Source organism: Acidovorax sp. Root219 (genome assembly GCF_001428665.1).
Lineage (GTDB): Bacteria > Pseudomonadota > Gammaproteobacteria > Burkholderiales > Burkholderiaceae_C > Acidovorax.
The window spans coordinates 12,388-24,253 of the sequence record NZ_LMIJ01000015.1 but is presented as its reverse complement, the minus strand read 5'-3'; the positions used below and the strand labels follow the sequence as shown (position 1 = coordinate 24,253).

The following is an 11,866-nucleotide window of genomic DNA, read 5'->3' as shown; positions in this document are numbered from 1 at the left end:
ATTCCATGCAACGCATGCCCATTTCCCCCTCCCGTCGCCAGCGCGGCATATCGCTGTTCATCGTGATTGTGCTGGTGATGCTTTCGGCACTGCTGGCCCTGTGGGGCTCGCGAACATCCTTGTTCAACGAAATGATCGTAGGCAACGATGCAGATTACCAACGCGCATTCGAAGCAGCCCAGGCCCTGATGCAGGACGCCGAATTCGATATCCGGGGCGAACGCTCTGACGGCACGCCCTGCGTACCCGACGGCGGCAACGCCGAGGTGTGCCGGGTTCCCAATGTGGTGGTCAACCCGGTCTGGATTCCAGCCGAGGACAAGGAAACCGGCGACCTGCTGGCAGAACTCGATAAAGCCACCACCAAATGCGTCAAGGGCCTGTGCCTCAAGCGTGTTACCAACCAGGATTTCTGGAACGACAAGCCGACTTTGACCGCCATGATGGTCAATGGCGTTGGCGCACGGTATGGCCAGTTCACCGGAGCCAAGGGCGGCAGCGCCAGCAACCCCATTCTCAAACTCAACCAGCCTGGTGACAGCGCCACCCAAGGCGGATGGTACTGGATAGAAATCATGCCCTACGACGCCAACGCAGGAAACTCCGGACTCATTACCAACAGCGATGCCAATCTGGCGCTCAACCTGACCCCCAACGTCGCATACCGAATCACTGCAGTGGCGCATGGCCTTAAGCCGAGTACCAAGGTCGTACTCCAATCCACTTTTGTACGGCAGAAGATCAAGAATTGAATGGAAATACCATGAAAAACAATCCTATTTTCAAGAAAACCATTTTGTGCGCTGTGATTGGCTCGATGTGCGCACCCTATGCAGCCTTTGCAGCCCCACTGGACCTGTCCCAACTGCCACCAGGCCTAGTGGCCATACCGCCGACGCCCAACGTCGTTGTAACCGTCGATGATTCCGGCAGTATGGGCGAAAACATCGACGGCGCAGGCACGCCAGTCAAGATCACGGCACTGAAAGCCGCACTGGCAGATGTCTTCAATGACAAGTTGCTGCTACCCGATGGCAAAATTCGACTTGCATGGCAGGTGATGTGGAACAACGGCGGCGCAACCGGAGCAGGCAGCCTGACTCCGGGCGCAGTCAACTCGATGAAAATTCTGGATGATACGCACCGAACGAATTTTCTCGCCTTTGCTGCTTCATTGAAGGCCAACAATGGCACACCATCACACAGGATGATGAAGCAGACGTACGATTACATGAAAACTGCCCAAGGCATCAACAGCCCCTGGGCCTCCAAGCCGGGAACGACAGAATTGCCCTACATGGGCTGCCGTCGCTCCTATCAGATATTCATGACCGATGGCGGCTGGAACGGCCAGGATGCATCGGTACGCCCAGGCAATACTGACAATAACAACATTACCTTGCCCGATGGCACAATCTACGACAAAACATCGGCGCAGACCAACGTTTACCGAGGTGCAGTCTCGAATTTGCTTGCCGATTGGGCCATGAAAATGTGGTCCGAGGATTTGCAAACTGGTATTACTAACGACCTCAAGCCCAGTACGACCGACGGTGTGCAGTCCACAGAAACATTCGGCGCCGTGGCCCTTCAGAGGTACTGGAACCCAAAGCACAATCCCGCGACCTGGCAGCATGTGGTCCAGTACACGATTGGCTACGGCAAAGATGCATACTCCTGGCCCAGCGACCCCACCTGGGACTCCGCGACCGATGACAACTATGGCGGTGACTACTCAAACCTGATTCAGGGAACCGCACTGTGGTCGCCCACGGTGTTCGGTGATCTGAATGCAAACAACCCCGCCGAACTTTGGCACATGGCCATCAACAGCCGGGGCAAGTTCTACCCCACAGGTCCGGGTCGAAAATACGATCTGAAAGAAGCATTTCGCAATATCCTGGAGAACATCAATCTACAGAATACCGCGGACGTGGCCACTATGGGCGCGAGCGCGAGCACGAACATCCGAACAGACGTCAGCCGTTTTGTCGCGGGCTTTGAACCCAAGAAGTGGTCTGGATACGTGTACGCAGACACCATCAAAACCGACGGCAGCGTCAGCCCGGATACCGGGTGGGGCGTCAACACAGGCTTGCCGGCCCCCAAGGACCGTAAAACCACTGCCCAGAAACTCGATGCGCTGCCATCGGTCACCAACCGAGTCATTCTCACTACCAACGACCTGACCAACCAAGGGGTTTCCTTTGAGTGGGAGACGGGTGTGACCAAGTTGAGTGCGGCGCAAAAACTTCTGCTCGACACAGGCAGCAAGGGGGAAGACCGGGTCAACTTCCTGCGAGGAGATCGAACCAAGGAAGAAGGCACTACGGCCAAGCCATTCCGTGTGCGGGATTCTCGCCAAGGGGATATCGTCAATTCAAGCGTCTGGTATACCGCCTCACCATCCAGCAACTACCCCCACAAGGGCTACAAGACCTTTACGGCAGCGAACAGAAATCGCCTACCCATGATTTACGTCGGTGGCAATGACGGCATGCTGCATGGATTTTCCGCAGTTGATGGCGAAGAGAAAATCGCATATATTCCGAAAGCGGTCATCCCTGAATTGTACAAACTCAGCGACCCCAGCTACGCGCACCGCGCCTATGTGGATGGTTCGCCATTTACTGGAGATGTAGATATTGCCGACAAATCGGTGCCAGGATACGCCCCCGATTGGCGCACCATGCTGGTGGGAAGCTTGGGCGCCGGAGGCAAAGGCTATTTTGTCCTGAATGTGACGCAACCCGGCAGCAAGGATGGAACCGTTACCTCGGATTTCACCACGGCAAAGGCAGCCAGCGCGGTGGTTCTGGACAGGACCTTGCATCCCAGCGCGCCGTTGACAGCAGGCAGTGATGATGAAGACATTGGCCATATCTTCGCGCCGCCGGTCATGGACGACGTCAACCCATTCAGGACAACCCAGGTCGCACTGATGAACGACAATCGCTGGGCCGTGGTGATGGGCAATGGCTACAACAGCAAGAATGAACGCCCCGTGCTGCTCATTCAGTACCTGGATGGCAACAAGGCCCTGAAAAAGATTGTGGCCACTGGCGCCCAGGTCGTCAGCAGCCCCGTCAACGCCGTAACGGACACCAACGTGCTGGCCAATGGACTGTCAGCCCCCAAACTGCTGGATTTCAACAGCGACGGCAAGGTGGATGTGGCCTACGCTGGCGACCTGAAGGGCAACCTTTGGAAGTTCGATCTGACAAGCAAGACCGCCTCCGACTGGAAAGTGGCGGAATTTGGCGGCAGCTCCAAGCCCCTGTTCGTTGCGACCTATGTCGATGGCAAGCGGCAACCAATATCGGCTCCTCCCATTGTCAAAGCCAATGACCGTGGTGTGGGCGGGGTGATGGTCGCCTTCGGGACGGGCGTGAATGTCACCGACGCCCACCGCATCAGCACGGAAGTACAAAGCATGTACTCCGTACACGACAACACCAAGTACAAGCAGGCCGCTGACGGCACCCTGGTGGTGAACACCGTGACCAGCGACAACGGAGTGGTACCGGTGGCCGTGAGTGGCCGCACCAACCTGGTCAAGCAGGAAATGGAAACAAGCGCCACAGGCATCGCAGGCGGTGGGGTGAACGCAGACCAGCGCTTTTGGAAAATGAGCGACAACGCCGTCAACTATGACAAGACCAAAGGCACCGTGAACCAAGGCTGGTACTTCGACTTCCAGGTCAGCAGTGAACGCGTGCTCAAGCCAATGAGCTTCTTTGACGGCAGCAACAACCTCATGGTGTGGTCCGTCACACCCGCCTACGGAGGCAACGCCACTGGCGCGGAATCCTGTGAGCCAGCGGGCACTGCCGAAAAAGCCTACCTGACCTTGCTCAACATCATGGATGGAAAGCGGCCGAGCGTGCAGGTGATGGATACCAATGGGGATGGCATCTACAATAAAGCAAGCGATGGGCTGACATCGAGAATGACCATTGACCCGGGTGCGTCCAGTGCCACCACGGGGAAGAAGACCATTTCTATCAAGGGCGCGGGGAACAACAAGAACAAGGAACTGGCCCGGATGCCCGAACAGCCCATGCGCCCGAGCTGGCGCCAACTGCAATAATTAAATGCAATACCAAGGAGGGTCGCCATCCATGCGCCACCAGAACAACAAGGGCTTCACGCTGATTGAGCTCATGATCGTTGTAGCAATCGTTGGTATCCTGACTGCGATCGCGGTACCCAGCTACAGAGAGTACATTCGGCGCGGGCACCGCGCCGATGCGCGGGCCGGTTTGCTGCAGGCTGCGCAGTGGCTGGAGCGAGCGTCTACAGCGACGGGGGTCTATCCGACGACTATCCCCGCCAGCATGACGTGGTCTGCCGATCCAGCCAAGCGCTATCTGATCTCCATCGGAGGCCCAGCGACCACATCCAGCTTCACCTTGACGGCCACCCCCAAGGTGGGGACCGCCCAAGTAGGTGACAAGTGCGGCAACCTGACACTCACCCAGGCAGGTGTGCGCAATATTGTGTCGCCCCCGTTTGCAATTGATGTCGCGGAATGCTGGAACAAATGAACCGGGCCGCAACTGTTGAAAGGCAGTAGTTGCGCTAGCATGCACGCCACCATGGCGACCTCTTCGGAACAACAACACACCACCCAAGCGCTTGAGCTAGCAACTCAGGCGCTTTGTCTTTCCAACCCCAATCCCCGCGTGGGTTGTGTCATCACCACGCCCGACGGCCACGTCCTCTGCCAGGGCTTCACCCAGCAGGCCGGCGGCCCGCATGCCGAGGTCATGGCGCTGCGCGATGCGGCAGCCCGGGGCAACAAGGTGCAGGGAGCTACCGCCTACGTCACGCTGGAGCCTTGCTCCCACCAGGGCCGCACGGGGCCCTGCTGCGATGCGCTGATAGGGGCTGGCATCGGCAGGGTGGTGGCCTCCCTGGCAGACCCCAACCCCCTGGTCTCGGGCCAGGGCTTCGCGCGCCTGCGCGCTGCCGGCGTGGAAGTGGTCGTGGGCCCTGGCGCCAAGGAGTCGCGCGAACTCAATATCGGTTTCTTCAGCCGCATGGTGCGCGGCACACCGTGGGTACGCATCAAGACCGCAGCCTCCCTGGATGGCACCACCGCGCTGGTCAACGGGCAGAGCCAGTGGATCACCTCGCCCGCAGCCCGCGCCGATGGCCATGCCTGGCGCGCCCGCGCCTGCGCCGTGCTCACGGGCATAGGCACCGTGCTCGACGACGACCCGCGCCTGGACGTGCGCGAGGTCGCCACGCCGCGCCAGCCGCACCTGGTGATCGTGGACAGCCAGTTGCAAACCCCGCTGGAGGCCCGCCTTTTCTCCGTGCCGGGCCGCACCTGCCTCATTTACACCGCAAGCGACGATGCCGCGAAAAAAGCGGCCCTGGAGGGCCGAGGGGCCACGGTGATCCACCTGCCCAACCCACAGGGCAAGGTGGACCTGCGCGCCATGCTCAAGGACCTGGGCCAACGCAGCGTTAACGAACTGCATGTGGAGGCGGGCCACAAGCTCAATGGGTCCTTCCTGCGCGAAGGGCTGGTGGATGAAGTGCTGCTCTACCTGGCCCCCCGGCTGCTCGGACCGGGCCTGGGCATGGCCCAGACAGCGCCTTTGCAAACCCTGGCGGATGGCACCGCTCTCGACTATGTCTCCGTGGACCGGATCGGACCCGATCTGCGCATCGTCGCCCGGGTTCAGGGGCGCGATAGCTTCTGACCAGCCGACCCCATGGGCCCAGCTCCGGCCCATGCACCAAAACAGCCCAGCACCACCCCGGTGACGCACGCCACATCCTGGCGCATTTTTTGCTTAATTTTGGTGCACTCATTGCATACCGCAGTGAAACGCACCAAAACAGATCAAACAAACGCGTGGAGATGGTATGGAAGCACTCAAACAGGGCACGGACGCCTTGTTCATTCTGCTCGGGGCAATCATGGTGCTGGCCATGCATGCCGGGTTCGCCTTTCTGGAGCTGGGCACGGTCCGCAAGAAGAACCAGGTGAATGCGCTGGTCAAGATCCTCGTGGACTTCTCCGTGTCCACCGTGGTGTACTTTGCGGTGGGCTACAGCGTGGCCTATGGCACGCATTTCTTCGTGGGGGCAGACACCCTGGTCCAGCAAAGCGGCTATTCGCTGGTCAAGTTCTTCTTTCTGCTCACCTTCGCAGCGGCCATTCCGGCCATTGTGTCGGGCGGTATTGCCGAACGCGCCAAGTTCTGGCCGCAGCTCATGGCCACGGCCATCATCGTCGGCTTCGTCTACCCCTTCTTCGAGGGCATCGCGTGGAACCAGCACTTCGGCGTGCAGGCCTGGATCAAGTCGTTGACCGGCGAAGAGTTCCATGACTTCGCGGGCTCGGTCGTGGTCCACGCCGTGGGCGGCTGGATCGCCCTGCCCGCCGTGGTGCTGCTCGGCTCGCGCGCCAACCGCTACCGCAAGGATGGCGCCATCTCGGCCCACCCGCCATCAAACATCCCCTTCCTGGCCCTCGGGGCCTGGATTCTGGTGGTCGGCTGGTTCGGCTTCAACGTGATGAGCGCACAGACCGTGGACAAGCTCTCGGGCCTGGTGGCGGTCAACTCGCTGATGGCCATGGTGGGCGGCACGCTAGCCGCCCTGGTGCTGGGCAAGAACGACCCGGGCTTCGTGCACAACGGCCCTCTGGCCGGCCTGGTGGCGGTGTGCGCGGGCTCCGACCTGATGCACCCGCTGGGCGCGCTGGTCACAGGCGCCATTGCCGGCACCATCTTCGTGCTGCTGTTCACGCTGACGCAGAACAAGTGGAAGATCGACGATGTGCTCGGCGTCTGGCCCCTGCACGGCCTGTGCGGCACCTGGGGCGGCCTGGCGGCGGGCATCTTCGGCAGCAAGGCCCTTGGCGGCCTGGGCGGTGTGGCCTTCAGCGCACAGCTGATCGGCACCAGCATGGGCGTGGTCTGGGCCCTCCTGGGCGGACTGGTGGTGTACGGGGCCCTCAAGGCCACTGTGGGCCTCAGGCTGTCGCAGGAAGAGGAGTTCGACGGCGCAGACCTTTCCATCCACAAAATCAGCGCAACGCCGGACCGCGAAGTGAGCTGGTAAGCAGCGACCGGGCGGCGGCACCGTTCACACAGCGTTACGTTTCGGCGCACCGTCCGACAGCGGCGACTGGGGCGGCGGGATATACCTTCTGTAGTATCCAGAAAGTCCCCTCCAATGCCAGCCCCCATCGCTCTCAAAGACCTTGCCGCCACCGCCCGCTATGGCTGGATGGGGCTGGTCGCCACACTCGCGGTGGCCGTGATCACCGGTTGCGCTGGGTTGCCCCAGGACGTGGATCGCCCCGAATCCACCGCCCTCGCCTCCCCTGCCGGCACGCCGCTGGGGCAAATGGTGGAGGCCAACCGCCAGGCGGCGGCAGGTCGTTACCCTTCGGGCTTTCTGCTGCTGGGCGGGCCCCAGGCGGCCTACAGCAGCCGCTTGGCACTGGTGGAAGCGGCGCACAAGACCCTGGACCTGCAGTACTACGCCATCCACGCCGATGCCAGCACCGAGCGCCTGCTCAAGGGCGTGGTGTCGGCCGCCCAACGCGGGGTCAGGGTCAGGGTGCTGCTCGATGACTTCCACAGCGCCGGGCGCGATGCGCAGGTCATGCGCCTGGCCTTCGTGCCCAACATCGAGATGCGCATGTTCAACCCGCTCACCGGCGCGCGCGGCTCCTCGATGGGGCGCATGTTCAGCGCCGTGGCCGATTTTTCCCGCGCGCAGCAGCGCATGCACAACAAGCTCTTCATCGCCGACAACGCCATGGGCGTCACCGGCGGGCGCAACCTGGGCGACGCCTACTTCGGCACGGCCGATGCGGGCAATTTCGTGGACCTGGACGTGCTGGCCGCCGGGCCCATCGTGCAGGACCTCTCGCGCAGCTTCGACCACTACTGGAACAACCAGCGCGCCTACCCCGTGCAGTCCCTGGTCACACGCGAGGAACTGGACACCATGCGCAGCCAGTACGAGGCGGCCGACGTTGCCGAACGGGAACGCCAGGTGGCCCTTGACACCAAGCCACCGCCCCCTGCCGCCAGCGCGCCAGCCCCGGGCCAGGACGACCCTGGCGGTGTTGGCGCCCAGCGCAGCCGCATCTGGGACTACCAGCCTATGGACCTGGGCGCCGTGTCCTTTGTCTGGGCACCGGCTGTGGTGCTGGTTGACCAACCCGCCAAGATCCCGGCCGAAGGCGTCGCCGCCCCTCCATCTCCCGACGCAGCACCTGCCAGCGGATCCAACGCCCGACAGGCCGCGCGCATCGCCCCTCCTGCAGGGGGCGTAGCCGCCGCCAGCGGCACTGCGGTGCTCCCGTCCACAGACGCAGCCGATGCCGGTGAGGGCGACACGGTGGTGGACGGCCTGCTGCATTTGATGGGCCAGGCCCGGCGCGAATTGCTCATCGTCTCGCCCTACTTCGTGCCCGGCCCCGACATGAAGCAGGCCTTTGCCCAGGCCCGCCAACGTGGCGTGCGGGTGCGGGTGCTCACCAACTCCCTGGCGTCCAACGACGCCCCCATAGCCCATGCCGGCTATGCCCGGCACCGGCCCGAACTGCTGGCCATGGGGGTGGAGCTGTACGAAATGCGCAGCGAGCTCACCGGCCTGGGCAGTGCCTTCGGCAGCCCGGGCGGCTCCTCGGGCCGCAGCGGCTCTTCGCCCACCGGCTCGGTGGGCAGTTCGCGCGCCATGCTGCACTCCAAGCTGCTGGTGATGGACGGCCGTCTGGTCGCCATCGGCTCCATGAACCTCGATATGCGCTCGCAAAAGCAGAACACCGAGATCGCGCTGCTGATCCGCAGCACCGAGCTGTCCCGGCGCATCACCACCCGACTCGAACCGGCCCTGGGCGAACTGGCCTGGCGCGTGGAACTGCAGCAGCCGGGCGGCCAGTTGCTGTGGCACGCGCCACAGGGCAGCGGCCTGCAGGACAGCACTACCGAGCCCGATGCCAGCGCGCCGCTGCGCCTGCTGCTGCAACTGCTCGGCCCGCTCGCCCCGGACCACCTGTTGTGATTCAGACCGTGACGCGGTCCTGCAACGCGTCCACCCAGACCGTGATGGCGCGCTGGTCCGTCATGGTCCGCACATGCTGGTACGCCGCCTCGCCCTCGGGGAAGCGCCGGCGCATCAGGTTCAGCCACTGCTTGAGGCGGCCCGCGCGCTGGCGCGGCTCCAGGTCCTCGCAGACCAGTTGCCAGAACGCGGCGATGTGCGGCAGCAGGTCGGCCCATTGCACGGTGTCCGAGCTCGGCTGCCCCGCATCCGTGGCACGGATGGCGCGCGCCAGCCCAGGGTCGGCCACCATGCCACGCCCCAGCATCAGCGCATCGCAGCCCGATACCTCGCGGCAGCGCAGCGCGTCGGACACCGTCCATATCTCGCCATTGGCGACCACGGGCAAGGCCACGGCCGCGCGGATGGCCGGTATCTGCTCCCAGTAGGCCGGGGGCCGGTAGCCGTCGGCCTTGGTACGGGCATGCACTACCAGCTCGCAGGCGCCGCCCGCCTCCATGGCCTGTGCGCACTCGCGCATCAGGCCGCTGTCGTTGAAGCCCAAACGCATCTTGGCGGAGACCGGCAGATGCGCCGGCACGGCGCGCCGCACCGCCGCCACCAGCGCGGCAATGCGCTCGGGCTCTTGCAGCAGGGCCGCCCCGCCGCCGTGGCGGTTGACCACCTTGGCCGGGCAGCCGAAGTTCAGATCGATCCCTTCGGGCCCGAGAGCCGCCAAGCGTGCCGCATTCTCGGCCATGCTCACCGGGTCGGAGCCCAGCAACTGGGCGCGCACCGGCACCCCGGCCAGCGTGCGGCTGCCGTTGCGCAGCTCGGGCAGGTAGCGCAGGAACACCTTGTCTGGCAGCAACGTGCCCGTGATGCGGATGAACTCCGACACGCAGCGGTCCACCCCGCCCACCCGGGTGAGCACGTCACGCAGCACAAAATCGAGAAGCCCCTCCATCGGGGCGAGCAGCAGGGTCATCGCGCAGCAAACATCACAGAAAGAAAGCCCGCCCTGTGGGCGCAGCCAACCTGCGATTGTGCGGCAGGCGGGTCATCACAGCGTCATGCCCCGGTGCTGCAATGGTGGGTCATTGCCTTGCGCCTTCACCATGCTGCTCCAAAAAACCGACAAAGCCCGCCTGGAACTCTCGCCCGGTGTCCGCACGCTGAGCCTGCGCGAGCGGTCACTGCTGCTGCTGGCCGACGGCAAATCCCTGTCGGACCTGCAGGCCATGTACAACGGCATCGGCGCGCAGATCGTGGACAACCTCATGCGCCAGGGCTACCTCACCGGCCCGGCCACCCTGCCCGAAGCGCCGCTGCCCACGGCTACAGTGGCTGCAGTGACAACACCCGAGCCCCCTGCAGCAACATCGGCAGGGAAACCCAACGACGCCCTGCGCTCGCTGGCAGGTACGCGCATGTACCTGTTCGACATCTGCGAGCGCATGTTCGCGCGCCGGGACCCCGCCCTGGCCCGGCAGTTCCACGAGGCCCTGCGCGGTGCGCGCGACCGCTCCAGCATGCTCGACGTGGGCGAAGCCCTGCTGGATGAAGTGGCGCAGATGGCAGGGCCCGAGCGCGCCCAGACCATTCGCGACCGCATGGACCAGCTGCTGCCCCAGGAACCTGCGGGCACACCGTCCCCGGTGTAATCGGAGGCTGCCGCAGGGCCTGGGTTCAGCCGATGGCCGCCAGCCGCCAGAGCGAAGTCACCTCGGCGGAGCGGGCGGCGTGCAAGGCATCACCGGCGTCGACGGCTTTGGCATGCCGGGGCTGCACGTCGTGCCGACCCAGGATGCGCAGGCCACCCTCGGCGATCCAGGCCAGCAATTGCTCGCGCGGGCGCAGTTCCAGGTGCTCGGCCAGGTCCGACAGGATCAGCCAGCCTTCTCCGCCTGGCTCCAGGTGGGCCGCCAGGCCCGCCAGAAAGCCACGCAGCATGCGGCTGCCCTCGTCGTACACGGCATGCTCGATGGGTGAGCTCGGGCGCGCAGGCACCCAAGGGGGGTTGCACACCACCAGCGGCGCCCGCCCCGGAGGGAACAGGTCGGCCTGCAGCAGCTCCACCCGGTCGAGCACACCCAGGCGCTTCAGGTTGTCAAGCGCACAAGCCATGGCGCGCGGGTCCTGGTCGGTGGCCACCACGCGCTGCACGCCGCGGCGCACCAGCACGGCCGACAGCACACCCGTGCCCACACCGATGTCGAACGCCAAGGCGGTGGATGGCAAGGAGGTGTTTGCCACCAGGTCCACGTACTCCCCCCGCACGGGCGAGAACACGCCGTAGTGGGGGTGGATGCGGTTGTGCGGGCCCTCGCCCAGGGCGGGGACTTCCACGCCTTTCTTGCGCCATTCGTAGGCGCCCACCAGGCCCAGCAGCTCGCGCAGCGTGGCCACCGAGCCGTCGCCGCTGGCCGGGCCCCAGGCCTCGGTGCAGGCCTGGCGCCAGTCCGGCGCACGGCGCAGATCGATGCCGTAGTCCGCCCCCAGGGGGATCAGGACCGACGACAGCACCCGCGCGCGCTGGGCTTGCGCCTGGCGGTGCAGGTGAAACGCCTGCGCCGGGGTGGCCGTGGCCGCCTTTTCGGCGGCCTTGGCCGCCGCCTTGGCCGGCTTGCGGTCCACCCGGCGCATCAGCGCCTGCAGCAGCATGCGGGCATTCTGGAAATCGCCCTGCCAAAGCAGGCCCGTGCCCTCGCACGCTAGGCGGTAGGCGGTATCGGCAGACAGGGTGTCATCGGCGGTCACCACCCGGCGGGGGGGCGGGGCGCTGCTTTCGGAGCGCCACAGCGCACTGTGGGCCTGGCCCAGGTGGTTCCACTCGATCATCGGG

General features: G+C 64.2%; 9 protein-coding genes. 7 read left to right on the top strand and 2 right to left on the bottom strand.

The annotated features are described in order from the left end of the window. Window positions 1–5: 5 nt before the first annotated feature. The 6 genes from ASE28_RS18055 (at window position 6) to ASE28_RS18030 (ending at window position 9,042) form a co-directional block, all read left to right on the top strand. Window positions 6–752 (top strand): PilX N-terminal domain-containing pilus assembly protein, encoded by a 747-nt coding sequence (locus ASE28_RS18055; protein WP_057267890.1) that lies wholly within the window; start codon window positions 6–8, stop codon window positions 750–752. Window positions 753–763: 11 nt separating this feature from the next. Continuing rightward, complete coding sequence (locus ASE28_RS31480) at window positions 764–4,090, top strand: pilus assembly protein (RefSeq protein ID WP_082608130.1); 3,327 nt, start codon at window positions 764–766, stop codon at window positions 4,088–4,090. A gap of 31 nt (window positions 4,091–4,121) precedes the next feature. Further along, window positions 4,122–4,547 carry a type IV pilin protein gene (locus ASE28_RS18045; RefSeq protein ID WP_057267888.1) on the top strand — a complete coding sequence of 142 codons (426 nt, stop codon included), beginning with the start codon at window positions 4,122–4,124 and terminating at the stop codon, window positions 4,545–4,547. Between the two features lie 39 nt (window positions 4,548–4,586). Then, complete coding sequence (gene ribD / locus ASE28_RS18040) at window positions 4,587–5,714, top strand: bifunctional diaminohydroxyphosphoribosylaminopyrimidine deaminase/5-amino-6-(5-phosphoribosylamino)uracil reductase RibD (RefSeq protein ID WP_200963966.1); 1,128 nt, start codon at window positions 4,587–4,589, stop codon at window positions 5,712–5,714. 166 nt (window positions 5,715–5,880) lie between these two features. Continuing rightward, window positions 5,881–7,083 carry an ammonium transporter gene (locus tag ASE28_RS18035; RefSeq protein WP_057267887.1) on the top strand — a complete coding sequence of 401 codons (1,203 nt, stop codon included), beginning with the start codon at window positions 5,881–5,883 and terminating at the stop codon, window positions 7,081–7,083. 114 nt (window positions 7,084–7,197) lie between these two features. Then, entirely contained in the window at window positions 7,198–9,042 is a 1,845-nt protein-coding gene (locus tag ASE28_RS18030; RefSeq protein WP_082608129.1) for a phospholipase D family protein, read from the top strand. 1 nt (window position 9,043) lies between these two features. Here ASE28_RS18030 and ASE28_RS18025 read toward each other — a convergent pair whose 3' ends face one another. After that, on the bottom strand, window positions 9,044–10,009 hold the full coding sequence (locus ASE28_RS18025) for a tRNA-dihydrouridine synthase (protein ID WP_057267886.1): 966 nt from the start codon (window positions 10,007–10,009) through the stop codon (window positions 9,044–9,046). A gap of 130 nt (window positions 10,010–10,139) precedes the next feature. Here ASE28_RS18025 and ASE28_RS18020 point away from each other — a divergent pair, with 130 nt between their 5' ends. Continuing rightward, on the top strand, window positions 10,140–10,685 hold the full coding sequence (locus ASE28_RS18020; RefSeq protein ID WP_057267885.1) for a hypothetical protein: 546 nt from the start codon (window positions 10,140–10,142) through the stop codon (window positions 10,683–10,685). Window positions 10,686–10,710: 25 nt separating this feature from the next. Here ASE28_RS18020 and ASE28_RS18015 read toward each other — a convergent pair whose 3' ends face one another. After that, entirely contained in the window at window positions 10,711–11,862 is a 1,152-nt protein-coding gene (locus tag ASE28_RS18015; protein ID WP_057267884.1) for a methyltransferase, read from the bottom strand. Window positions 11,863–11,866: the final 4 nt, after the last annotated feature.